The sequence below is a fragment of the Histidinibacterium lentulum genome, assembly GCF_003789055.1.
Classification (GTDB): domain Bacteria; phylum Pseudomonadota; class Alphaproteobacteria; order Rhodobacterales; family Rhodobacteraceae; genus Oceanicola; species Oceanicola lentulus.
In genome coordinates this window covers 65,101-87,858 of sequence record NZ_ML119084.1, presented here as the reverse complement: position 1 = coordinate 87,858, position 22,758 = coordinate 65,101, and the positions used below count along the sequence as shown (strand labels likewise).

General features: G+C 69.9%; 30 protein-coding genes and 1 tRNA gene. 5 read left to right on the top strand and 26 right to left on the bottom strand.

The annotated features are described in order from the left end of the window. From EAT49_RS08665 to fabF, 18 genes are all read right to left on the bottom strand, one after another. Positions 1–447: an NlpC/P60 family protein gene (locus tag EAT49_RS08665; RefSeq protein ID WP_123641924.1), complete on the bottom strand. Its 447-nt coding sequence runs from the start codon at positions 445–447 to the stop codon at positions 1–3. Beyond that, a complete protein-coding gene (locus EAT49_RS08660; protein WP_123641923.1) occupies positions 440–1,315 on the bottom strand; it encodes a DUF2163 domain-containing protein in 876 nt (291 codons plus the stop codon). The genes EAT49_RS08665 and EAT49_RS08660 overlap by 8 nt, the downstream gene beginning before the upstream one ends. Beyond that, a complete protein-coding gene (locus EAT49_RS08655; protein WP_123641922.1) occupies positions 1,312–1,944 on the bottom strand; it encodes a DUF2460 domain-containing protein in 633 nt (210 codons plus the stop codon). The genes EAT49_RS08660 and EAT49_RS08655 overlap by 4 nt, the downstream gene beginning before the upstream one ends. Before the next feature lie 12 nt (positions 1,945–1,956). Next, positions 1,957–2,610 (bottom strand): phage tail tape measure protein, encoded by a 654-nt coding sequence (locus EAT49_RS08650; RefSeq protein ID WP_123641921.1) that lies wholly within the window; start codon positions 2,608–2,610, stop codon positions 1,957–1,959. After that, complete coding sequence (locus EAT49_RS08645) at positions 2,607–2,810, bottom strand: rcc01693 family protein (protein ID WP_123641920.1); 204 nt, start codon at positions 2,808–2,810, stop codon at positions 2,607–2,609. The genes EAT49_RS08650 and EAT49_RS08645 overlap by 4 nt, the downstream gene beginning before the upstream one ends. A 3-nt stretch (positions 2,811–2,813) precedes the next feature. Further along, positions 2,814–3,128 carry a gene transfer agent family protein gene (locus tag EAT49_RS08640; protein ID WP_123641919.1) on the bottom strand — a complete coding sequence of 105 codons (315 nt, stop codon included), beginning with the start codon at positions 3,126–3,128 and terminating at the stop codon, positions 2,814–2,816. Continuing rightward, positions 3,125–3,541, bottom strand: a complete 417-nt coding sequence (locus EAT49_RS08635; protein WP_123641918.1) for a phage major tail protein, TP901-1 family — start codon at positions 3,539–3,541, stop codon at positions 3,125–3,127. Before EAT49_RS08635 ends, EAT49_RS08640 begins: the two co-directional genes overlap by 4 nt. 23 nt (positions 3,542–3,564) lie before the next feature. Further along, on the bottom strand, positions 3,565–3,975 hold the full coding sequence (locus tag EAT49_RS08630; RefSeq protein ID WP_123641917.1) for a DUF3168 domain-containing protein: 411 nt from the start codon (positions 3,973–3,975) through the stop codon (positions 3,565–3,567). After that, the gene (locus tag EAT49_RS08625) at positions 3,972–4,310 is read right to left on the bottom strand and encodes a head-tail adaptor protein (protein ID WP_123641916.1); all 339 of its coding nucleotides are present in this window, start codon (positions 4,308–4,310) and stop codon (positions 3,972–3,974) included. Before EAT49_RS08625 ends, EAT49_RS08630 begins: the two co-directional genes overlap by 4 nt. Further along, the gene (locus EAT49_RS08620) at positions 4,307–4,909 is read right to left on the bottom strand and encodes a head-tail connector protein (RefSeq protein WP_123641915.1); all 603 of its coding nucleotides are present in this window, start codon (positions 4,907–4,909) and stop codon (positions 4,307–4,309) included. Before EAT49_RS08620 ends, EAT49_RS08625 begins: the two co-directional genes overlap by 4 nt. Before the next feature lie 168 nt (positions 4,910–5,077). Beyond that, positions 5,078–6,256: a phage major capsid protein gene (locus EAT49_RS08615; RefSeq protein WP_123641914.1), complete on the bottom strand. Its 1,179-nt coding sequence runs from the start codon at positions 6,254–6,256 to the stop codon at positions 5,078–5,080. A gap of 22 nt (positions 6,257–6,278) precedes the next feature. After that, complete coding sequence (locus EAT49_RS08610; RefSeq protein ID WP_123641913.1) at positions 6,279–6,824, bottom strand: HK97 family phage prohead protease; 546 nt, start codon at positions 6,822–6,824, stop codon at positions 6,279–6,281. Next, positions 6,824–7,036: a hypothetical protein gene (locus tag EAT49_RS08605; RefSeq protein WP_123641912.1), complete on the bottom strand. Its 213-nt coding sequence runs from the start codon at positions 7,034–7,036 to the stop codon at positions 6,824–6,826. The genes EAT49_RS08610 and EAT49_RS08605 overlap by 1 nt, the downstream gene beginning before the upstream one ends. Continuing rightward, a complete protein-coding gene (locus EAT49_RS08600) occupies positions 7,033–8,202 on the bottom strand; it encodes a phage portal protein (RefSeq protein WP_123641911.1) in 1,170 nt (389 codons plus the stop codon). Before EAT49_RS08600 ends, EAT49_RS08605 begins: the two co-directional genes overlap by 4 nt. 181 nt (positions 8,203–8,383) lie before the next feature. Continuing rightward, positions 8,384–9,670: a DNA-packaging protein gene (locus tag EAT49_RS08595; protein ID WP_246003821.1), complete on the bottom strand. Its 1,287-nt coding sequence runs from the start codon at positions 9,668–9,670 to the stop codon at positions 8,384–8,386. After that, complete coding sequence (locus EAT49_RS21525) at positions 9,660–10,058, bottom strand: hypothetical protein (protein ID WP_246003804.1); 399 nt, start codon at positions 10,056–10,058, stop codon at positions 9,660–9,662. Before EAT49_RS21525 ends, EAT49_RS08595 begins: the two co-directional genes overlap by 11 nt. 244 nt (positions 10,059–10,302) lie before the next feature. Beyond that, positions 10,303–11,466, bottom strand: a complete 1,164-nt coding sequence (gene mltG, locus EAT49_RS08590; RefSeq protein ID WP_123641909.1) for an endolytic transglycosylase MltG — start codon at positions 11,464–11,466, stop codon at positions 10,303–10,305. Positions 11,467–11,470: 4 nt separating this feature from the next. Further along, positions 11,471–12,727 carry a beta-ketoacyl-ACP synthase II gene (gene fabF, locus EAT49_RS08585; protein ID WP_123641908.1) on the bottom strand — a complete coding sequence of 419 codons (1,257 nt, stop codon included), beginning with the start codon at positions 12,725–12,727 and terminating at the stop codon, positions 11,471–11,473. A 160-nt stretch (positions 12,728–12,887) separates the two neighbouring features. Between fabF and EAT49_RS08580 the strand changes: the two genes are divergently transcribed. Further along, on the top strand, positions 12,888–13,751 hold the full coding sequence (locus EAT49_RS08580; RefSeq protein ID WP_123641907.1) for a hypothetical protein: 864 nt from the start codon (positions 12,888–12,890) through the stop codon (positions 13,749–13,751). 66 nt (positions 13,752–13,817) lie between these two features. On the opposite strand, the gene EAT49_RS08575 is transcribed toward EAT49_RS08580, so the two are convergent. The 4 genes from EAT49_RS08575 to EAT49_RS08560 all read right to left on the bottom strand — a co-directional run bounded on the left by EAT49_RS08575 (position 13,818) and on the right by EAT49_RS08560 (position 16,544). Beyond that, positions 13,818–14,051 (bottom strand): acyl carrier protein, encoded by a 234-nt coding sequence (locus EAT49_RS08575; RefSeq protein ID WP_123641906.1) that lies wholly within the window; start codon positions 14,049–14,051, stop codon positions 13,818–13,820. 170 nt (positions 14,052–14,221) lie between these two features. Beyond that, positions 14,222–14,959, bottom strand: coding sequence for a 3-oxoacyl-[acyl-carrier-protein] reductase (fabG, locus tag EAT49_RS08570; protein WP_123641905.1), 738 nt, complete (start codon positions 14,957–14,959; stop codon positions 14,222–14,224). Between the two features lie 11 nt (positions 14,960–14,970). Beyond that, entirely contained in the window at positions 14,971–15,909 is a 939-nt protein-coding gene (gene fabD / locus EAT49_RS08565) for an ACP S-malonyltransferase (RefSeq protein WP_123641904.1), read from the bottom strand. A gap of 65 nt (positions 15,910–15,974) precedes the next feature. Next, entirely contained in the window at positions 15,975–16,544 is a 570-nt protein-coding gene (locus EAT49_RS08560) for a hypothetical protein (protein ID WP_123641903.1), read from the bottom strand. A gap of 272 nt (positions 16,545–16,816) precedes the next feature. Here EAT49_RS08560 and rpsF point away from each other — a divergent pair, with 272 nt between their 5' ends. From rpsF to rplI, 3 genes are read left to right on the top strand one after another with little or no spacing between them, the layout of a single operon-like run. Beyond that, a complete protein-coding gene (gene rpsF, locus EAT49_RS08555; RefSeq protein ID WP_123641902.1) occupies positions 16,817–17,173 on the top strand; it encodes a 30S ribosomal protein S6 in 357 nt (118 codons plus the stop codon). 20 nt (positions 17,174–17,193) lie between these two features. Then, positions 17,194–17,421 (top strand): 30S ribosomal protein S18, encoded by a 228-nt coding sequence (gene rpsR / locus EAT49_RS08550; RefSeq protein WP_123641901.1) that lies wholly within the window; start codon positions 17,194–17,196, stop codon positions 17,419–17,421. Between the two features lie 11 nt (positions 17,422–17,432). Then, positions 17,433–18,065, top strand: coding sequence for a 50S ribosomal protein L9 (gene rplI, locus EAT49_RS08545; RefSeq protein WP_123641900.1), 633 nt, complete (start codon positions 17,433–17,435; stop codon positions 18,063–18,065). 96 nt (positions 18,066–18,161) lie between these two features. On the opposite strand, the gene EAT49_RS08540 is transcribed toward rplI, so the two are convergent. The 3 genes from EAT49_RS08540 to EAT49_RS08530 form a co-directional block, all read right to left on the bottom strand. Continuing rightward, on the bottom strand, positions 18,162–18,656 hold the full coding sequence (locus EAT49_RS08540; RefSeq protein WP_123641899.1) for a hypothetical protein: 495 nt from the start codon (positions 18,654–18,656) through the stop codon (positions 18,162–18,164). 168 nt (positions 18,657–18,824) lie between these two features. Beyond that, a complete protein-coding gene (gene tig, locus EAT49_RS08535) occupies positions 18,825–20,165 on the bottom strand; it encodes a trigger factor (RefSeq protein ID WP_123641898.1) in 1,341 nt (446 codons plus the stop codon). Between the two features lie 185 nt (positions 20,166–20,350). Beyond that, positions 20,351–20,435 (bottom strand) — tRNA-Leu (locus EAT49_RS08530). 154 nt (positions 20,436–20,589) lie between these two features. Between EAT49_RS08530 and EAT49_RS08525 the strand changes: the two genes are divergently transcribed. Further along, positions 20,590–21,060 (top strand): Hint domain-containing protein, encoded by a 471-nt coding sequence (locus tag EAT49_RS08525; RefSeq protein ID WP_123641897.1) that lies wholly within the window; start codon positions 20,590–20,592, stop codon positions 21,058–21,060. A 7-nt stretch (positions 21,061–21,067) separates the two neighbouring features. On the opposite strand, the gene EAT49_RS08520 is transcribed toward EAT49_RS08525, so the two are convergent. Continuing rightward, positions 21,068–22,621: an NAD(P)H-hydrate dehydratase gene (locus EAT49_RS08520; protein WP_123641896.1), complete on the bottom strand. Its 1,554-nt coding sequence runs from the start codon at positions 22,619–22,621 to the stop codon at positions 21,068–21,070. Positions 22,622–22,758: the final 137 nt, after the last annotated feature.

Below are 22,758 nucleotides of genomic sequence, written 5' to 3'. Positions count from 1 at the left end.
TCAGCTCCCGGTAAGGTCGGCAGGCGCCCGGAACGCGAAGCGCGCCACGATCCGGCGCGCCCAGGGTTCGGACAGGGTGCTCTCGACGACGCCATGGCCGTCATAGGCATGGATGAAGCGGGGCACCGGCGCGACCTCGGATTGCAGGCCGAGGTGCTTGGCGACCGCGCCCTCCCGCATCCGGAACAGGATCACGTCGCCCGCCGCCGCCACCTCGAGCGGTCGCGGCTCCAGATGCCGGAGCGCCGCGCGCCACAGCACCTCGTCCCGCGCGGGCTCCGCCCAGTCGGCGCTGTAGGCCGGCACGGCCTCCGCCTCCGCGCCGTAAAGCGCGCGCCACACGCCCCGGATCAGCCCGAGGCAATCGCAGCCCGCGCCCCGGACGCTGCCCTGGTGCCGGTAGGGCGTCCCCAGCCACTCCCGCGCGATCGCGACCGGATCAGCCATCGCGGCGCCCCCCGTCGTTCACCTCGCCCGAGCGCGGCACGGCGGCCAGCCAGTCCTCCCCCGGAACATGCGGAAATCCCCGGAAGTTTAGGAAATTGCCGAACTTCCCCCGGCAGGTCGCGGCCTGCCCGTCGCATCCCGCGGTCAGCCGCACGCGGTCGCCCGGCTTCAGGTCGGCCCGCAGCGCCTGCCACAGCGTCAGATGTCGCAGCCCGCCCCGCGCACCATCCTCGCGCACCATCTCCGACAGCCCCGCCGCGGCTCCGCCCAGAACCTCGAGCCGCCCGTGGCGAAAGAAGCCCCGCACCCGGTCCATGTCGGGCACGCTCACGACCGCGCCCTCGACCTTGGCCACATCCGCCTCCAGCCGGAACCCCGGCGCGGTCAGGTCGAACCGGCAGGCCGCGTCCCCCAGCACCGCATCGCAGACCGGCTGATAGGCCCGCCCCACCGGCTGGTTCAGCGCCTCGGCCAGACCCCGCAGCTCCGCATGAAAGGCCCCACCGCCGCGCACGATCTCGCCCAGCGTGCCGCGAAAGCGCAGCTCCCGCTCCCCGGGCCGCGCCCAGTTCACCAGCCAGGACCGAACCTCGGCCCCGTCATAGCGCCCCGCGGCGATATCGGCCTCGGTCACCGCAGCATCCGACAGGATGCCCAGCGCCTCGGTATTGTCGACCGAAAGCCCGGTGGACTGGCTCAGACTCCGCGCGGTCATGCCGGTATCCGCGCGAAACACCACGTCCTCGAAGATCAGATCCCGGTCATGATCGGTGAACCCCAGCCGCACCCCGTCCGCGCGGTCGATCCGCCAGCACCGACAGACCGTGGTCGCACCCGTCGCCAGATGAACCGCCAGAGGCCCGCTCATATCCGCACCTCGATGACCGGTAGATCGGGTGCCTCCCCGGCGCGGAAACTCTCCACCGAGGTTGCGATCCGGTCGGTATCGAACCGCACCGGCACGTCGAACTCGAACCCCGCCGTGACCCTGACCCCCGCATCCGGCGGATGCACGAAACTCACCTCTCCCGTGGTCTCGTCGAGGCTGTAATGCTCCCCCGGCAGGCGCAGCAGCCCGTCTAGCGCCACGATCAGCGTCCCCGCCACGGGCTTCGCGATGGGCCGGTCATAGGCCCCCGCGCCCTGACCGTAGCGCTTCACCAGCTGGAACACCCGCCGCTCCTCGTCCCCCTCGCCCAGGAACTGGTCCAAGACCGTCAGCTCCCCCGACGGGCGACAGGACTTGTAGTCCCCCCAGTCCTTCCAGCGAAACCCATGGAGCTGCCCCCGCCGCGCCTCGAAGAAGGCCACCACCTCCTCCAGATCGTCGAGCGAGCGCAGCCCGAGCCCCGCATCATAGCGCCTGCGGGAATGGGCCCAAGGGCTGTTCCGCTCCTCGGCGCCGTTGGCCAGCGTGACGATCTCCGTCCGCCGCTCCGGACCGCCAAGGGCGCCAAAGGACAGTGCCGCCGGAAAGCGGACCTCGTGAAACGACATCGCTTGCTCCTCTCAGCGGTTGCGCTGGCCCCGGGCGATGGCCCGTCCGAGCTGCGCCGCGATCTGCCCGCGGCTCTTCTCGAACCCCCGCGCGTCGGGGGTCGTCACATGCATGGTCACCTGCACCGGCTGCCCGCCGCCGCCCGCGGCCACGCCCAGCCGCCCGTCCGCGCCGCGCCGGAGCGGCAGGATCGCCTCCGGTCCCGCCTCGCCCATGAGCCCGGTGCCGCCCCGCATCGGAAAGGCAGTGGCCCGGCTCACGACGCCCCCCTGCGCGAACGGCATGACGCGCCCCCCGGCAAAGCCGCCCCCCCTCGCAAAGGGCATCAGCGAGGACACCACCGACTGCATTCCCTGAGTCAGCAGCCCGCCCAGATGATCCGTCACCGGGGTGAGCGCCGCCGAATAGGCGGTATCCGCCATGCTCCGCCCGAGACCCCTCAGCGCGTCCTTCAACGTCACCCCGTCGAAGACGAGATCGTCGAACGCGCGCCTCAGCCCGCCGGAAAAGCCGCGCTCCACCCGGCCCAGGTCCCGCGCGACGCCCTGAAGGGAGCCCTGCGCGCGCCCCAGTTCCTGGGTAAAGGCCTCCGTCAGCCGCCCTGTCGCGCCCATCGCGCGGCCCAGCGCCTCCATGTCGTCCTCGAACGCCTCGATCTCGCTCATCTTTGTGGCTCCCCCGGCTTGTCCGGATAGCGCGCCGCCAGCTCCTCCAGCCGCGCCCGCATCATCGGCGCAGGCGCTCCCGCCTCCGCCCCCAGCATCAGCGCGAGCTCGACCGGCGTCAGCGCCCAGAACTCGGCCGGCCGCAGGCCGAGCCCCCGGAGCCCCGCGCGCATCAGCCCCGCCCAGTCGAGCCGCGCCACCCCTCAGCCCTCCGGCAGGGCGAAGGCCCGGGCCAGCGCCTGACCCGCCGCCTGCGCCGCAGCCACCGGCCCGCCCGCGATCTCGGCCGCCAGCAGATCGGCCGCCGTCACCCGCCAGCCGCCGCCCCGCAGACCGGCCACGATCAGCGCCATGACGTCGCGCGTGGAAAAGCGCCCCGCCTCGAACCGCTCCACCAGTTCCACCAGCGTCTCCGCCTTCAACGCCGCCTCGAGCTCGGCCAGCGCGCCCAGCGTCAGCTTCAGCACCCTAGCCTCGCCGTCGACGACCAGCGTCACCTCGCCCGCCCAGGGGTTCACGGCTGATCCGGCGAGAAGCTCAGCACCCCCGCCGAGGCGAGCGCCATCTCGAAGGTCGCCTCGCCGTCATGGGTGCCCGCATATTCGATCGAGGTGATCAGGAACGGGCCTTCGACGATGCCGAAATCCGGGATCACCACCTGGAATGCCGGCGTCTCCCCGTCCCAGAAGATCTGCCGCACCCGCTCGTCGGTGGCCGCGTCCTTGAAAACGCCCGAGCCCGAGATGCTCGCCGATTTCACCCCCGCCCCGGTCAGCAGCTCGCGCCAGCCCCCCGACTCGAGCGAGGTCACGTCCAGCGTCTCCGCGTTGAAGGCGAGGCGACTGGCACGCAGCCCCGCCGCGGTCTCGAAATTGCCGGTGCCGGTCATGTCGACCTTCACCAGGAGGTCCTTGCCGTTCTGGGCCACCATGGCGTCGTCTCCCGAAAGGAATGTCAGTCGTCCTCGATCCGCGCGGCAAAGCGCAGGTCGATCCGGCGCAAGGCAGCGCCATCGGTGCGCCGCGCGCGCACCCGTTCCAGCCGCAGCGCCACGAGATGCCCGCGCGAGAGGGTCAGATCCGCCCCGTCGAGCGCATCGGACACCGCCGCCGCCGCCCGCTTCGCGCCCGCGAATCCGGGCTGGCCGGAGATCACCGAGACGGTGAACCGGTGGAGCGCGCCGCGCCCTGTTGCGTCGCCGCGGCCCTCCGCCTCCTCGGGTCCCAGCGCCACATAGAGATCGGGCGCGGGTCCCGGGGGCACGGCGTCATGCACCGCTCCGCCCACCTCCGCCGCCAGCGCCGCATCGCCCGCCAGCGCCGCGAAGACCGCCTCCTGCAGGGCGGCCGCACAGCCATAGCTCATCGCACCCGCTCCTCTTCGGCATGGAGGTCGAGATAAAGCGCGCCCGCATGGCTCTCGCCCACGGCATGAACGGCAAAGACCCGCCCGCCGTCGCGCAGCCGCTGCCCCGGAACGGGCCGCGCCGGAGACCCCTCCGCAGCCGCTCGCACCGTGATCCTCAGCCCCAGCCGGGCCTGCGCCCCCGCGGGCCCCGCCACGCCACGGCCAGAGCGCGCGTCCACCGCCGCCCAGAGCGTGCCCAGCGGAACCCACGCTTCGACATAGCCGCCCGCCCCGTCCGGCACGCGCTGCCGGTCCTCGAGCGTCAGCCACCGCGTCAGGCGCGGCGCGCTCATGCCGCCCCCCCGAAGCCTGCGCGCACGATCCGGTGCCGCTCCACCAGGGCGTTCACGCTGTAGGGCAAGGCGCCCCCGGCCAGCCCCGCCTCATGGCGGTACTCGTAGTAATGCGCGGCCAGCAGCATCACTGCATGGGCAAGATCGGCGGGCAGATCGTTCCACTCCGGGCCGAAGCCCGCCAGAAACGTCACCTGCGCCAGCCCCCCCGCCGGGATCCCCGGCAGGGACCGCCCCCCGCCGCCGGTCAGCCGCGGTCGCTGGGCATCGGGATGGAGCTGCACGTCGCCCACACCTCCGCTCCGATCGGTGCCGTCGCGATCCATGAGCGCGAAATCCTCGACCGCGCTCACCGGCGCCACCGGAAGATCCTGTCCGGAGGTATCGCGCCAGTAGGTCACGCTCCACGAGAAACTGCGTTCCAGCAGGATCTTGCCCGTGCGCGCCTCGATCGCCGCCATCGCCGCGCGCAGGTAGCTTTCCAGCACCGTGTCCTGCAACCCGTCCTCGCCGAAGCACGTGCCCAGCCGCAGGTGGTCCCGGAACTCCGCGACCGGAAGCGCCTCGCGCGGCACGGTGGTCTCTTCGATCAGCATCATGACAGCGTCCTCGTCATCCTGTCCCGGTCCTCCGTCCGCCCGTCCGGACGCACCTCCCCCTGCCGCCCGGACGGGGCGGAACGCGGCGTGCCGCAAGGGGTCGAACGGTGCGCCCGGCCGGACCCGCCCCCGCCGTCAGGCAGAAGGGCCGGACCCCTGCACGGCCCGTCAGGCCGAGAAGTCGAGCAGCTTGATCGCCTGGAAATCCGACACGCCGCCGCCCACGCGCTTCGTCGCGTAGAAGAGGACATGCGGCTTCGCCGAGAACGGATCGCGCAGGATGCGCAGGTCCGGCCTCTCCGCGATGGTGTAGCCTTGGGCGAAATCGCCGAAGGCCACCGCGGTCGCACCCGGCGCGATGTCGGGCATGTCCTCGGCGATCAGCACCGCATGACCCAGCAGCCGCGAGGGCTCGCCCTCGGCATAGCTGTCCGACCACAGGAATCGGCCTTCGCCGTCCTTGATCTTGCGGATGGCGCTCGCCGTGCGCGAATTCATCACGAAATGCGCATTGGCCCGGTATTCCGCCGGCAGCGCGTAGACGAGGTCGATCAGTGCCGACGCCGGCGCCGAGGGGTGGAATCCCCCGTCGGAACCGGTCCTCACTGTGCCCAGCGCGTCCCAGGCCCAGGCGGCATTGTCGACAGTCGGATAGTCGAGGATACCCCGAGGCTTGTCGCTGCCGTCCCCGTTGATGAAGGCCTCCGCCTCCGCCCGGGCGAACTTCGCGGCGATCCGCCCCGCGAGCCAGCCCTCGATGTCGAAGGCGCTGTCGTCGAGCAGCCGCTGGCTGGCCTTCGGCATGGCGCTCAGTTCGAAGAGCGGAATCGAGATGCGGTCGATCAGAGGCGTGCCGCTCTCGGTGACGGCGCCCGTCTCCGTGGCCCAGGCCGCGCCCGCCTCGGAATGGTCGATCAGCACGTCATAGGCCGTGGCATTGACCTGCACCACCTGAGCGATCTTCCGCAGGCTCGCCGTGGCAAGAAGCGTGGAGCGCACTGCAGCCGCCGTCTCCGGATCGACGAGATAGCCGCCGTCGGAATTGACCTGCATCGACAGCGCCTTACCCTCGAGCGCGAGACCGCGCAGGCCGTCGTCGTCGCCCGACCGCACATATGCCTCGAAGGCCTTCTGGTGCGGCGTCTCGGTCTCGGCGGCCGCCGCCAGGGCGGGACGCTGGATCATCTTCGCGGAAAGCTTGCTCATGCGCGTGTCCTGCTCTTGAAGCTTCGTGTGAATATCGGTCGAAAACGTCCTGAAATCCTGAGCGAACCCCGCCAGCGCGGCCTTCAGCTCCTCGCCCGGAGAGCGACCCGTGCCCGCCCCGGTCCCGGTCATGTCCTGCATCCCGTGTCCTTTCGCTTGAGGCTCACGCCCCGGTCAGTGCCCCGCGGGCACCCTCGAAGGCCGCGGCCAGGTCGCGCATCAGCGCGTCCCCGTCCGTGTCCCGCTCGGCCTTCCGGCCCACCCGGGCCTCGGGCAGCATCGGAAAGGTGACCAGCGACACCTCCCAGAGCTCCAGTTCCGACAGCAGCCGCCCGCCCTTGCCGCCTTGCGCCTTCTTCGTGCGGTAGCCGATCGACAGCCCGTCGATGGCCCCCGCCCCGATCAGCGCCGCGGCCTCCCGCGCCCGCGCCACCTCCGGCAGAAGCCGCCCCTTGACCCAGAGGCCCCGCCCGTCCTCGCGCACCTCGTCCCAGACGCCGATGGGCTGGGCGGGGTCATGCTGCCAGAGCATCTTGACCTTGCCGCCCTTCGCCGAGAGCGCCCTCAGAGAGGCGCCGTAGGCCCCCGCCAGCACCGTGTCCCCGCCTTGGTCCGGCAGGCCGAAGAGCGAGGCATAACCCTCGATCACATGACCCTCGCGCAGCGCGACTTCCCCGCCGATCCGGACGAACTTGTGCTCGAGCTCCATCACCTGCCCCCCGATCCCCACCCGATCAGCGCCGCCAGCGCCACGAGCGCCAGCAGTGTCCCCGCGCCGTAGCCCGCCAGCCACAGCGTCTTCTCCAGCCGCGCCACCATGGTCTCGATGCGCGTCAGCCTCAGATCGACCTGCGCGAACCAGAAATCATGCCCCGGTCCCCGTGCGCGCCGTTCTCCCAGTTCCACCACCCGATCGCTCATGAGTCCCCCTCCACCGGCAGGCCCAGAAGGCGCCGCTTCTCGTCGTCCGACAGGAAATCCGCCTGCCCGATGCGACGCCATTGCGCCTCGCGCTCGGCCGACAGCGCCGGGATCTGGTCGAGGTCCGGAGACAGCCGCACCGACGCGCCGGAGTGATCCGCCAGCCAGGCCCCCAGCGCGGCCGTCACCTTCTGCAGCACCGGCAGCACCGTAAGACGATAGAAGGCGCGGTTCGCCTCCTGATAATTCGCGTAGGTCGCATCGCCCGGGATCCCCAGCAGCATCGGCGGAATGCCGAAGGCCATGGCGATCTCCCGCGCCGCGGCATCCTTGGTCTTCTGGAACTCCATGTCCGACGGCGAGAAGCCCATGGGTTTCCAGTCGAGCCCGCCCTCGAGCAGCATCGGCCGTCCCGCGTTGCGCGCGCCCTGGTGCTGGCTCTCCATCTCGTCGCGCAGCCGTTCGAACTGCTCGGGCGCCAGATGCCCGTAGCCGTCCGCGCCCTTGTAGACGATGGCACCCGAAGGCCGCGCCGCATTGTCGAGCAGCGCCTTCGACCAGCGCGACGCGGCGTTGTGCACATCGAGCGCCGTCGCTGCCGCCTGCAGCGCCGAAAGACCGTAATGGTCGTCCTGCGGATGAAAGCTCTTGATATGGCACACCGGGCTCGCGCCCTCGCCCATCGCAAAGCGATGCGTCCGCCCGCCGACCGTGTAGTCATAGGCCACCGGCCAGCCGTCGCCCCCCGGCACGAGGCTCATCCGGTCCGAGCGCAGCACATGAAGCTCCGCCGGCAAACCCTCGCCCGCGCCCGCCGCCTCCACATAGCCGTTCCCGGTCAGCAGCAACTGACCGATCAGCGCCTCGAGGAACTCCGCCCGGCCCTGCCCGCCATTCGGCCGCTCGATCAGCGCCAGCAGCGGATGCTCGGCATAGCGCGCGCCCGCATCCTGCACGACGACGGGCACCGCCGCCGCGGCTTCGGCGATCATCCGCACCGAACGGAACCCCACCGGGTTCCCTGCGAAACCCGATTTCGTCAGCGAAGCGGTGTCGCGCGGCGACCAGGCCACCCGGCCCGAGGTCGTCATCGCGATGACCGGACCCGTGGCAGACGCCTTGGCCTCGGGGGCCTCGCCCTGCGCCCGCTTCAGAAAGTCGAACATGCTTCACTCCTCGGTCGTGGGCCTTGCCGCGTCGTGGAGAGCGTTATGGCGCCCAAGCCTTAAGGCCTCGCGCACCCACCGCGCGCGCCCCGTTGCGCGGGTCCGCCAGGGCGCAGGTCCGATGCGAAACGGCCCCGCCCTGGGGGGGCGAGGCCGTCAGAAATGACGAATCGAGATGAATTCAGAGCATCCTCGCCCGCGGCGGCCCCGACCCCGGCCCCAGCATCAGCTCCGTCAGCGCCCAGACAAGCGCGTCGACCCGGTCCGGCGATCCGCGCCCGCGAAAGCCCGTGGCGCTCATCTCCGCCATCTGGTCCTCCAGCTTCGGAAATCCGCCCACGTGGAACACCCGTCCCTGCTCGTAGAGCACGGCCACGGGCTCGGCCCTCACGCTCTTGTCCCTCACCGCATGGAGCGGCTTGAACGCCACCCCCGGATCGATCTGCGCCAGAACCTCCCGCACCAGCTCGCCGCCCTGGTTCACCTCCGCCACGAGCCGGTTCGCGCCGTGGCGCCGGTAGGCGTCCACCGCCCGCTCCATCCACACCGCCGGGCTGCATCCCGAGACCGTGGCATCCTCGATCACCCAGCCGCGCCAGTCCTGCCGCGGCCCCCTCGCCTCGACCCCCGCCACGATGATCCCGACCTCGTCCGCGCCCCGGCCCGCCGAAACCGACGGGTCCACCGCCACCACCACCCGGTCGAGCGGCGGCGCCGCCCCCCTCAGGCAGTCCGCCAGCACCCCCTGCGGCCAGAGCGCTCCCTCGATATCGTCGAGGAAAAGCCCATCGAGCTCCTGCCGCGCCAGCCGTCCCCGCCCGTGCCGCGCACGCATCTCCGCGATGAACCCGGGCGCGAGGTTCGCGGCATTGGCCTCGGTCGGCGCATGGGTGCAGACCGTACTCTCCCGCTCGAGCAGCTCCTGCAGCACGCGCGAGGCCCTCGGCGTCGTGGTCACGCAGACCTTGGGATCGCGCCCCAGCCGCAGGGCAAAGCCCAGCATGTCCCAGGTCTCCGCCGCCTTCGGCCATTTCGCCAGCTCGTCCGCCCAGGCCGCATCGAACTGCGGCCCCCTCAGGGTCTCGGGCGAGTGGGCTGAAAAGAGCTGCGCCTCCGCACCGTTCGACCAACGCACGACGTTCCGCCCTGCGATCCAGTCGGGCTTGCGGTCGGGCGGACAGCAGGCCAGCAGGCCGCTGTCTCCCATCACCATGACTTCCCGCGCCTGGTCGATGGTCTCGCCCACCAGCGCGATCCGCCGCGCCCGCCCGGGATCGAGGGTGCGCGAGCCCTCCGCCATGCTGCGCACCCATTCCGCGCCGGCCCGCGTCTTGCCCGCGCCCCTGCCCCCAAGGACCACCCATGCCCGCCAGTCCCCCGGCGGCGGGCGCTGGTGCTCCATCGCCCAGAACTCCCACAGCCAGGGGAGCGCGCAGGTGTCGTGAACGCTCAGATCCTCAAGCAGCAGGTCCTGAATCAACGAGGGCTCGGAGCTGATCCAGGCGGCGTCGGATTTCGGCAAGGGCCGCGTCGAAGTCGTAATCCCCGGCCTGAAGGGTCTTCCGCCGATGGGCGATCCATGCATGGTACTTCTCCTCGATCTCCACCGCGCGGCGCAGGGCGATCGCCAGCTCCGCCGCCTGCGCCGGCAGTTTCGCCGCCTGCTTCCCGCGATCCTTCGTCGTCTCGTCGACAAGATCGGTGAGAACATTCGTCAGCGCATGCAAAGACACCTCGGCCTTGCGCACGTCGCTTGCATAGTCCTTCCAGGGAGTGTCCGAATCCGGGTCATCTGTCTGAGCCATGCGATCCAAGCCAATGCCAGTTGGTTCATCCGATGATGGATCGGCCGTCACGGCGCAGGCGTCACGCGCGCTCGCCGAGAGAGCTGTCCAGCAAGATGGACACCATAGCCCAGAGCAGCTGAAAAATACATGATTTCAGATTATTGGCGTTGCATCTTCATGTGGATTTGGGCCGGTCCCACGGACAAGCCCCTGAAATACCGGCCAGTCCCGGACCCGGGCGAAAACCGCTCCGTCGCTCCCGAAGCGAGGCAACGACTGTCCTTTGGGACAGGTCCCGAATGCTTCGCCGGGCTCAGCCGCCGTTTGCGGCCTCCTGCTGCGCCTCGATCTCGCGCCAGCGCGCGACGTTGCGGTTGTGCTCCTCGAGCGTCTGCGAGAACGCATGGCCGCCCGTCCCGTCCGCCACGAAGAAGAAGTACTCCGTGGTGTCCGGATTGAGCGCCGCCCGGATCGCGGCCCGGCCCGGATTGGCGATGGGCGTGGGCGGCAGCCCGTCGATCCGGTAGGTGTTCCACGGCGTCTCTGCGTCAAGCTCGCTCTGCCGCAGCCCGCGCCCCAGCACACCCCGCCCCTCTGTCACCCCATAGATGACCGTCGGGTCGGTCTGCAGCCGCCAGCCCTGCCGCAGCCGGTTGACGAAAACGCTCGCCACCTGCGGCCGCTCCTCCGCCTCGCCGGTTTCCTTCTCCACGATGGAGGCCATGATCAGCGCCTCCTCCGGGGTCTCGTAGGGCAGGTCGTCCGCACGCGCGGCCCATTCCTCGGCGAGGATGCGCTCCTGCCGTGCGCGCATCTGCCCCAGCATCCCCGCGACCGAATCCCCCGGCGCAAAGGCATAGCTGTCGGGGGCAAGCCACCCCTCCTCGGGGATCTCCTCCACCGCGCCCTCCAGCGTGTCGATCGCGTTCAGAGCCTGAACGATGGACCAGCTCGTGACCCCTTCGGCCAGCGCCACGCGATACTGCGTATCCGCTTCCTGCTTGACCGCGATATAGGCGTCGGGCGCGGCCTCCTCCACCGGATCGAACCGGACAAGCTCGACATATTCCCCCGTCGCCGGATCGAGTTCCCGCACCTCCACCCGGGCCGAATTGACGCCCACGCGGTAGATCACCTCCGTGCCGCAGGTCGACACCCCGTCGCCCGTCACCAGCGCCGCGATCTGGGCCATCGAGGCCCGCTCCGGGATCAGGAAGCTCCCTGCCTTCAGGTCGTCTCCGAGGTCGGCATACTGCACCCCCATCCGGAACAGCGTCGGCGACACCACGGCCCCCTTCTGGCCGAGGTTCTCGCTCACGCTCCACATCGAGGCGCCGCGCGGCACCTGCAGGCAGACGGCCTGCTCCAGAGGTCCCTCCGCCTCGTAGCTCTCCGTCCCCCAGATCACGACGCCCGCAAGCAGGAACAGCCCGACAACGAAGACCGTCAGCGCATTGGAGGCGATGGAGCGCCACATCGGCTCAAACCCTCCCGAAGAGCACGCTCGCGTTGGTCCCGCCGAACCCGAAGCTGTTCGAGAGCGCGAATTCGATCTCCCGCTCGCGCTTGCCGTTCGCCGCAAGGTCCACCGACGTTTCGACAGCCGGGTTGTCGAGGTTGATCGTGGGCGGCGCCACCTGGTCGCGGACGGCGAGGATAGAGAAGATCGCCTCGATCGCGCCTGCGGCCCCCAGCAGATGCCCCGTCATCGACTTGGTCGACGACATGGTGACCTTGCCCGCATGGTCGCCCATCAGTCGCTCCACGGCCGCCAGTTCGATCACGTCCGCCATGGTCGAGGTGCCATGCGCGTTGATGTAGTCGATATCCTCGGGCTGCAACCCGGCTTCCTCCAGCGCCATCCGCATGGACCGCTCGCCGCCCTCGCCGTCCTCGCTGGGCGCGGTGATGTGATAGGCGTCGCCCGAAAGGCCATAGCCCTTCACCTCGGCGTAGATCTTCGCGCCGCGGGCCTTGGCGTGCTCGTAGTCCTCGAGCACGACCATGCCCGCACCCTCACCCATGACGAACCCGTCGCGGTCGACATCATAGGGCCGGCTCGCGGTCTCAGGCGCATTGGCACGCTTCGTGGAGAGCGCCTTGCAGGCGTTGAAACCGGCGATTCCGATTTCGCAGATCGCGGCCTCGGCGCCGCCCGCGATCATCACGTCGGCCTTGCCGAGCTTGATCAGCTGCGCCGCGTCCCCGATGGCATGGGCGCCGGTGGAACAGGCGGTCACGACCGCGTGGTTCGGCCCCCTGAAGCCATAGCGGATCGCGATCTGCCCGGAGATCAGGTTGATCAGCGCCCCCGGCACGAAGAACGGAGAGACGCGCCGCGGCCCCTTCTCCTTCATCATCAGGGCCGTCTCCGCGATCGACTGCAGCCCGCCGATGCCCGACCCCGTGAGCACGCCCGTGCGCAACCGCCCCCTGTCGTCCTCTGGCAACCAGCCCGCATCCTGAACCGCCTGCTGCGCCGCGGCCATGGCGAAGACGATGAAGGTATCCACCTTCCGCCGCTCCTTCGGCTCCATGTAGGCATCGGGGTCGAACGTCCCGTTCGTTCCGTCGCCATAGGGCACTTCGCAGGCATAGGTGGTGACGACGCCCGACGTGTCGAACCGCGTGATCGGCCCGGCACCCGATTTGCCCTCGAGGATCGCCGCCCAGGACGGCTCCACGCCATCGGCCAGCGGGGTCACCAGACCCAGACCCGTCACGACCACTCGCCTCATGCTCCGCCCCCGCATATCCGCCGGTTGTTCAGGTCCTGATAGCCTCACCACCGAAGCGGGGGCAAGAGCGGGGCTCCGGGAGCGGCAAGCGACCGCCTTAACCGGATCTTGAGAGCGGCCCCGATAGGCCGGACCGAGACTTCCTGCCAAGGGGGCGCCCATGCGACAGCTGATTCCCTCGAGCCTCCTGGTCCTCGTCCTCTCGGCGCCGGCCCCCGCCGCCGCGCCGGCCTGCGATCTGGCGGAGGGTCTGACCCGCCTCGCCCGCGCGCAGACCGCGGTGATCGAGGCAGGCGCCGCCGGCGACCTGCGCCCCCGCGGGGTCGAAATGGCTGTGCTGCGCAACGAACGGGCGGCACTGGCGCGCATGGATCTGCCGCGGATGCTCGCCGGCACGCACCTCGAGGGACGCCAGGACCTCGTGCGCGACCATCTTGAGGCTGCGGCCCGGCTCGACCGGGTGGTCTCCGACGGGTCCGCCGACCAGCTGCGCGACCTGCTCCGGGATCCCGCCACCGCTACGCTGCCCGCCGACCTCGCCCGGCTGATGGAGGGTTTCGACTGCGCCACCGGGCGGCTTGACGACGGCCTCCTCAGGGGCGGCCCCGCGCCCGTCATGGCCGACGGCGCGCGCGGCGCAGTCTGGGCGGTCGGTGCCGTGCTCTCGGTCGCCTCCCTGCTCTGGACGCTTCAGGCCCTGCGCACACGCCACGACGAGGACCGCCGCCGTTACATCGTCGCGCTCGACGCGCGTCTCTGGGCGGCGGACGGTACGGCCTGCGCCGTCCGCGTCACCAACCTCAGCCGCCTCGGTGCCCAGGTCAGCCTGACGGAGACCTCCGCCGCGGCCGGCGACACCGTGACCCTCGCTCTCGGCGCAGCGTCCCGCCCGGCCCGCATCGTCTGGCGCAAGGCCGATACCGCGGGCCTCGTCTTCGACCGGCGCCTCCCGCCCGGGGACGTCGTCGCCCTCACCCGTCGCGCGACCGGCCCGCGACCCGACGGCAGACGGGCAAGCGCCTGAGGGAAAACGACAACGGCGCCCAACGGGCGCCGTCCGTGGCCTGACCGGCCCTATGCCCGCGGGGCGTTACTGTGCGTCCTTGATGAACTTCACCGCGTCGCCGAAGGTCTGGATCGTCTCCGCCGCATCATCGGGGATCTCGATGCCGAACTCTTCCTCGAAGGCCATCACGAGCTCGACCGTATCGAGCGAATCCGCCCCAAGATCGTCGATGAAGGAGGCGTTGTCCGTCACCTTCTCCTCGTCCACACCAAGGTGCTCCACAACGATCTTGCGCACGCGATCAGCGACGTCGCTCATGTCTATCCCTCACTTCTTCGCGGGCGATGGGGCCCGTTTTCATCTCTGCCCTTTGCGGGCAAAAAGGGACGACTGGCATCGTCCCCCGGCTCGATTGGGCCGCCTATAGCAGAGATTCCGGGGCAGGCAAACGCTTTCACAAGCACGCGATCCGGCACCCTGCGGCAGCCCTAGAGCATCGCCATCCCGCCGTTCACATGCAGCACCGTCCCGGTCACATAGCCCGCTTCCGGGGAGGCCAGATAGACCGCCGCGGCCCCGATTTCCTTCGGATCGCCCATGCGGCCCACGGGGATCTGCCCCAGCATCCCCTGCTTCTGGTCGTCGGTCAGCTTCTCCGTCATCGCCGTGCCGATGTAGCCCGGCGCGATGACGTTCACCGTGATCCCGCGGCTCGCCACCTCGTAGGCAAGCGCCTTCGACATGCCGACGAGGCCGGCCTTGGCGGCCGCGTAATTCGCCTGCCCCGGGTTGCCCGTGGACCCCACGATCGAGCCGATGCTGACGATCCGCCCCCAGCGGGCCTTCATCATGCCGCGCATCGCACCCCGGCTCAGCCGCATCGCCGCGGTCAGGTTCACGCGCAGAACGTCGTCCCAGTCGGCATCCGACATGCGCATGAAAAGCCCGTCGCGCGTGATGCCCGCATTGTTCACGAGGATGTCGAGAGACCCCATCGCTTCCGCCGCACGCTTTGGCAGAGCGTCCACCGCCTCCGCGTCGCCCAGATCGCAGGGCAGCACATGGGCCCGGTCTCCGAGTTCCGCCGCCAGCGCCTCGAGCGGCGCCTCCCGCGTGCCCGAAAGGCCCACGACCGCCCCCGCGCCATGAAGCGCCCGCGCGATCTCGCCACCGATGCCGCCCGACGCGCCCGTGACCAGCGCCGCCTTCCCCGTCAGATCGAACATCGCCCTCTCCTTCAGCCTCGCGCGGCCTCGGCCGCCGCCTTCACCTCGTCGGCAGAGCCGAGGGCGCGGCACGCCGCGTCCCGGTCGATCCGCCGCACCATGCCCGACAGCGCCTTGCCCGCGCCGATCTCCCAGAAGTCCGTGACACCCTCGGCTCTCATGAACAGGACGCTCTCGCGCCAGCGCACCGAGCCCGTGACCTGCTCCACCAGCCGCGCGCGGATCTCGTCGGGGTCGGTCACCGCGCCCGCCGTCACGTTGGCCACCAGCGGCACCTTCGGCGTCCGCACGTCGGCCTCCGCCAGCGCCGTGCGCATGGCCTCCGCCGCGGGCGCCATCAGCGCCGAATGGAACGGCGCGGAGACCGGCAGCATCACCGCCCGCTTCGCGCCTCTCGCCTTGGCGATCTCCACCGCCCGCGCCACGGCCCCGGCATGGCCCGAGACCACCACCTGGCCCGGATCGTTGTCGTTCGCAGCCTGGCAGACCTCGCCCTCGGCCGCCTCAGCGGCCACTTCGGCGACGGTCGCGAAATCGAGTCCCAGCAGCGCGGCCATCGCCCCTTCGCCCACCGGAACCGCCTCCTGCATCGCACGGCCACGGATACGCAGCAGCCGCGCCGTGTCGGTCAGCGTCAGCGCGCCCGCCGCACAGAGCGCGGAATACTCGCCCAGCGAATGCCCGGCCACGAAGCCGGCCGCCGTCACCTCGACACCCTCCGCCTCCAGCGCCGCCATCGCCGCCATGGACGTGGCCATCAGCGCGGGCTGGGCATTGGCGGTCAGCGTCAGCGTCTCTGTGTCGCCCTCCCAGATCAACGCGGAGAGTTTCTCACCCAGCGCCGCGTCGACCTCCTCGAACACCGCTCTCGCAGCCGGATAGGCCTCCGCGAGATCCCGCCCCATGCCGATGGTCTGGGCCCCCTGGCCCGGAAAGACGAATGCGCGCATCCTGCCCCCTCTGCCTTCTTGCGCGCCGGTCTAGCGCGCCCCGTGGCCGGGCACAACAAAGCGGCTCAGACGTTGCCCTGCAGCAGGTCCCGCCCGATCCTGTCGCGCAACGCCGCCAGCACGGTTTCGGACCCTGCGGCGACGGTCATCTTCCGGCCGGTATTGCGCCAGCGCAGCACCAGCCGTCCCTGTCCCGCGGGCTGACCGAAGCGATCGATGTGCACGCCGCCGATATCGGCGAAAGCCGTGCGTCCCACGAGCCGCGTCCGCCCGTCGATGTCGCGCAGCACCTCGCGCACCTCCTTCAGCCGCAGGTCGACATGGGTCTCGGGCGCGAAGCCCCGCCCCGCAAGCCAGAGGGCCAGACCGGCAAAGCCCGTCAGAAGGCCCGTCGCCCCCACCTTTCCGAGCGGCGAGCCCGCGCCCGGCAGGAGCCACATGTAGCCGATCAGAACCACCGCCGCCGACGCCACCAGGAACGCCAGCCGCCGCGCAAGCCAGGCCGCGCCCGCATGCCGCGCCTCCGCGCGCACGACATAGCCCCACAGCGTCTCGTCGATGGTCACCCGGTCTCCCCGCACCGCCGGAGCGGCCCGCACCAGGCCGCTGGGGCCGTCGAGAAATGCCATCGTCATGGGTCGGTCGCCTTTGTGTGAAAGGTCCATCCAATTCCTGTCGAATGGGATGATTCCCGTCCAAGAGGGCGAAAGCGGGGCGCATGCGGGGCCATCCACGGGCCATGCCCGGGCCATGATCGGGCGGCTCCCGGCCCTTGCACGGCCCGCCGCTCTCTGTATAAGGCCCCATTCCTTCCGCGGTCACGTTCATCCGCGCAGTCTCTCGTGGGCAGGTGCGGAAGGTTCATCGCCTGTCCTATGAAATGCGCGCCGTACAACAAGGACGAGCCATGCCGCTCTACGAGCATGTCTTCATCGCGCGTCAGGACCTGTCCAACGCGCAGGCCGAGGGCCTCATCGAACATTTCTCCCAGGTGCTGACCGACAACGGCGGCAAGGTGGTCGACACCGAATACTGGGGCGTCAAGACGATGGCCTACAAGATCAACAAGAACCGCAAGGGCCACTACGCCTTCCTGCGCACCGACGCCCCCTCCGAGGCGGTGCAGGAGATGGAGCGCCTGATGCGCCTGCATGACGACGTCATGCGGACCCTGACCATCAAGGTCGACGCGCACGAGGAAGGCCCGTCCATCCAGATGCAGAAGCGCGACGAGCGCCCCGACCGCCGCCGCGAACGCGCCTGATCGAAAGGGAGTAAGGACACATGGCCGCAAAACCGTTTTTCCGCCGCCGCAAGAGCGATCCCTTCGACGGCGACGGCGCCCCGAAGATCGACTACAAGGACACCCGCACCCTGCAGCGCTACATCTCCGAGCGCGGCAAGATCGTTCCCAGCCGCATCACCGCGGTCGGCGCCAAGAACCAGCGCAAGCTCGCCCAGGCGATCAAGCGCGCCCGGTTCCTCGCGCTGCTGCCCTATGCGGTGAAGTGAGGGCCTGACAGATGGACGTCATTCTACTGGAACGCGTGGCCAAGCTCGGCCAGATGGGCGAGATCGTCAGCGTGAAGCCGGGCTACGCCCGCAACTACCTTCTGCCGCTCGGCAAGGCGCTGCGCGCCACCGAGGCCAACAAGGCGAAGTTCGAGGATCAGAAGGCCCAGCTCGAGGCCCAGAACCTCGAGACCCGCAAGGAGGCCGAGGCCTTTGCCGCGAAGCTCGACGGCCAGACCTTCGTCGTGATTCGCTCCGCCTCCGACGGCGGTGCGCTCTACGGCTCGGTCTCCACCCGTGACGCGGCCGAAGCCGCGACCGCTGGCGGCTTCACGGTGGACCGCAAGCAGGTCGCCCTCGCCGCACCGATCAAGGAACTGGGGATGCACGAGGTCATCGTGAACCTGCATCCCGAGGTCGATGCCCGCATCACCCTCAACGTCGCCCGCTCCCCCGAGGAGGCGGAGCTTCAGGCCCAGGGCCGGACGATCCAGGACCTCGCCGCCGAAGAGGAAGCCGCGGCCGAGTTCGAGATCCAGGAACTCTTCGACGACATCGGCAGCGCCGGGTACGACGACGAGGATCCCCGCGGCCCCGCACCCTCCCGCGACGACGACAGCAACCCGATCACCGACGAGCGCTGAGGCGCTCCCGGTTCTCCGGACACGAACGGGGCCGCGCTTCGCAAGCGCGGCCCTTTTTTCTGGCGCGGCCCCACCGGACCCGCCTCGCGCACGGCCTCAGCGGGGGAAGGTCTCCATCCGCAGCTGCGCGTCGCAATACTGCCCGTCGAAGGTCCCGACCCAGATATCCATGCGCCCGTCGGAGGGGCGTGTCAGGCTGATCCGCGGGTCGAGGTTCCCGTTGTCGTCATCGTCAAAGTACCAGTTGACCGCACCTGTGTTGATCAGCAGTGCGGCGTCGCACTGGCTGACGACCGACACCACGAGCCGCACGTTCCCCATTCCCGAAAGATAGAAGCTGAAATCGGGCTGGGTGGTAAAGTAGCTCTGACCATAATCCAGCTGGTCAGAGCCAAGGTTGTTGTAGATCTGCGGGCAGCGGCCGAGGTTGTTCTCGCCCCCCGCGACCACATTGAAAACGGACGGGCTGCGCAGCCCCGCCCCTGTGGCCTGATACTGCGCCACGCCGGGATTGGCGAAGCTCGGACAGGCATGGGCAGCACCTGCTGCCAGACCCAGCACAACGGCAAACCCTGCAAGAATACGTTTCATTCGGTCGTCCTCTCGTTTCCGTGAGGACAGATTACTGCCGCGAATTCTCCTTCGATAGGAGAAAACTGCGCGTTCGATAGGCGATTTTCTTTCGCTCACGCGCAAACGAGAACGGCCGCGCTCCGGTTGGAAGCGCGGCCGCGACAGGCCCTTCGAAACCGTCCGCGATCAGGTGGCGGGCGCCTCGTCTTCGTCCAGCTTCTCGACCTCGGCCTGGAGTTCCTCCTTCGTGACCTCGGTCTCGGTCACGTCGGCCTTGTCGAAGATCATGTCCACGACCTTGTCCTCGAAAATCGGCGCCTGCAGTTGCTGGCGCATCCCGGCGTTCTGCTGGACAAACTCGAAGAACTGCCGCTCCTGCCCCGGATACTGCCGGGCCTGCTGCATCACCGCCTGGGTCATCTCCGCATCGGTCACCTGCACCTCGGCGCGGGTGCCCACCTCGGCAAGGAACAGGCCCAGCTTCACGCGCCGCTCTGCCAGTTTCACATGTTCCTCGGTGGGCTCGATCGTCGGGTGGTCATGGCCCTTCACGTCGGGGTTTTCCTCGTGCCACAGCTGGTGCGCAATCTGCCGCGCCTCGGCATCGACCAGCCCCTGCGGCAACTCGAAGGACACCGTCTCGTCCAGCACGTCGAGGAGCCGCCGCTTGGCCACCGCCCGGGCCGCGCCCTTGTACTCCTGCGCCAGCCGGTCGCGGATCTGGCCCTTGAGGGCCTCGAGGTCCTCGGCGCCGAACTGCTTGGCCAGGTCATCGTCGATCTCGGCCTCGGCCGGCGCCTTCACCTCCTTCACGGTCACATCGAACGTGACCTCCGCCCCCGCGAGGTGCTGCGCACCGTAATCCTCGGGGAAAGTGATGGTCAGGACCTTCTCGTCACCCGCGGCGACACCCTTCAACTGATCCTCGAAGCCCGGGATGAACGAGTTCGACCCCAGCACCAGCGGGTAATCGTCGGCGGCGCCGCCTTCGAAGGGCTCGCCGTCCTTCTTGCCGACGAAATCGATCACGACCTGGTCACCCTCCTCGGCCGCGCCCTCCTTGTTCTCGAACCGCTGGGCGGAGGAGGCGAGGTTCTTCAGCGCCTCGTCGACCGATGCCTCGTCGGGCGTCACGGTGAGCCGCGTCAGCTTCAGCTCCGAGAAATCGAGCTCGGGCACATCGGGCAGCGCCTCGTACTCCACCTCCACGGTGACGTCGTCGCCCTCCTTCCAGTCCTCGTTCGCCATCTTCATCGACGGCTGCTGGGCAGGCCGATGCCCGCTCTCCTTGAGATGGGCCGACATCGCGCCGTCGATCTCTTCCTGCATGGCCTCGCCGAGCAGCCGCTGGCCATACTGCTTCTTCAGGAGCGGCAGCGGCACCTTGCCCTTTCGGAAGCCCTTCATCGCGATGTCCGGCTGCGCTTCCTTGAGCTTCTCGGTGACCTTGGCATCGAGCTCGCTTGCGGTCACCGTGATCTGGTAGCCGCGCTTGAGACCGTCATTGATCGTTTCGGTGACCTGCATTCTCGTCCTCGCATGGGAAAGGGGCCGCGGCGCGAGCCAGTCGGCGCGGAATTCGCGGCGTTCTAGAAGCGCGGCGTAGGCGGCGCAACCCCCCAGCCGGCCTCCAGGCCTCTCGGACGGGTCCGTGCCGCCAAGATCCTGCCACAAAACCGCCCGAAGACGGCCATGCATACCCTGTCAGATGATGGTGCGGGTGAAGGGACTCGAACCCCCACGCCTCGCGGCGCCAGAACCTAAATCTGGTGCGTCTACCAGTTCCGCCACACCCGCACGCCGCCGACCTTTCACCCGAAGATGCCATCCACGCAAGAGGGCCTTGATCCAACCCAAGTCTCCAGATGCCAAACTTGGTGACACACGGCACGCTTTGACCTACGATCAAGGCAAGACCGGCACCAGTCGGCGACCAGACAGGCACCACATCATGACCAGCACGCTTCACCTGGGCGGCCTCCGTGCCGATACGATTATCGCTTCCGACGATCCCTCCGGCCTTTCGGCAGACACCCCTGTCCTGACCCTCGCAGGCCTCTGTGCGGCAGGCGACCTCGCCCCGGGCGCCCGCGTCGTGACGCGCGAACATGGCGCGGTGCGCCTTTCCGGAATGCGGATGGAAACGGTGCTCTGCCGTCCGGTCCGGCTCTCCCCCGGCGCCCTCGGCCATGACCAGCCCGACGCGCCCCTCCTTCTCGGACCCGGCACTCTGGTGCGGCTGACGGGCTGGCGCGCCGAGACCTTGTACGGCGCGGCATCGGCCTTCGTTCCCGCGGCGCGGCTCGCGGGCTGCGACAACCTCGCGCGCGATCTGCCGCGCCGGATCACGCTCCACATTCCCGTGTTCGAGGCGCCCTCCACGATCTACGCGGGCAACCTGATGCTCCGCATCCCGTCCTGACCCAAGATTACAGGGCATCCGCACGCAGGACGCACGGCAGGGCCTCGGGCAGGTCCTCGGCGATCAACCCCGGTCCGAAACGCCGCGCCGCCTCCACATGGAGCCAGGCCGCCGTCTCCGCCGCCAGATGCGCGGCAAGCCGCCCCGAGGCCATGAGCCCGCCGATCATCCCCGCCAGCACGTCTCCCGCCCCCGCCGTACCAAGCCAGGGCGCCGCGCGCTCGTAGAGGGCGGCGTTCAGCGACACCGCCCCTGAGGGGCTCGCGATCACCGTATCGGGACCCTTGAGCAGAATCACCGCCCCGGACCGTGCCGCCGCCTCCGCCGCCGCATCGACTTTCGACCCATCGCGCGCCGCCGCGCCGAGATCGGGAAACAGCCGCGCGAACTCTCCCTCGTGGGGTGTCAGCACGCAGCGCCCATGCAGCGCCGCGAAAAGGGCCCCGGGCTCCTCCGCGAAACTCGTCAGCGCATCCGCATCCAGCACCGTGCCCCGCTCCGCCGCCAGCGCCGCCCGCACCAGCGCCCGCGTCCCCGCTCCGACGCCCAGACCCGGCCCCAGGACCAGCGCCGAAAGCCGCTCGTCCTGCAGCATCTCCGACAGCGCCGCCCCGTCGCGCAGCGGGCGCAGCATGATCGCGTCCAGACGCGCCGCATTCTCCTGGAGCGCCGCAGGCGGCACCGCCACCGTCACCAGCCCCGCCCCGATCCGCAGCGCGCTCCGGGCCGCCAGACGCGCCGCGCCGCCCTTCCCCGGCCCACCGCCGAGGACCAGCACATGCCCACGGTCGTACTTGTGGCGGCCGGGCGCGATGGGCAGCCGCGCGGCCAGCCAGCCCGGCCTCCCGTCAGGCCCGACCAGCCGCAGCAGTCCGGGCTCCGGCAGCGCCGCGCCCTCCCCCGCCGTCCGCCCGAGCCCGATGTCCACCACCCGCACCGCCCGCGTCACGGGCGCGCCGAGGTAATGCCCTCTCTTGGCGGCATGGAAGGTGACCGTCAGATCGGCCTCGATGTCCTCCCGCGCGACCCCCTCGGGCAGCAGGAGCCGCCCGCTGTCGCAATCGAGTCCCGACACGCAATCGAGCGCCAGCACCCGCAGCGCTCCGGCGCCGGTCCGCGCCCTCACGGCCGCCGAGGCCTCCGCCGCGGGCCGGGGGATCGCCCGTGTCAGCCCCGTGCCGAAGAGCGCGTCCACGAGAAGATCGGGCCGCTCCCCCTGCCCCGCCGCTTCGAGCCCGCCGACCGGCCCGCCCCACAGCTCCCGCAACCGCCGCGCATCGGCCGAGGCCGCGGCAGGATCGCCCGTGCCGAAGACCTCGACCCGCCAGCCCCGGTCCCTGAGCCTCCGCGCCACGACATACCCGTCGCCGCCGTTGTTGCCCGGTCCGCACAACACCACAGCGTGCCGCGTTCCGTCCGCCAGATCGGGCCATTCCCCGAACATGACCGCCACGGCTCCCCGCCCCGCGCGCTCCATCAGCTGCAACCCGGTCACAGCGCCCGCCGCCATCGCGGAGGCCTCGAGCGCCCGCATCTGCCCGGCCGTCAGCAGGTCCGTCATGTCACCACGCTCCCCATCTTTTCAAACTGCACATCCCGACGCCGATCTGCACAAAAAGCAGGCGACTGCCGTCGAAAGCCCCACGTCACCCCCTACCGTGCAGGTCGGTCAATTGTGGCCCCCCGCCGGTCATGGTC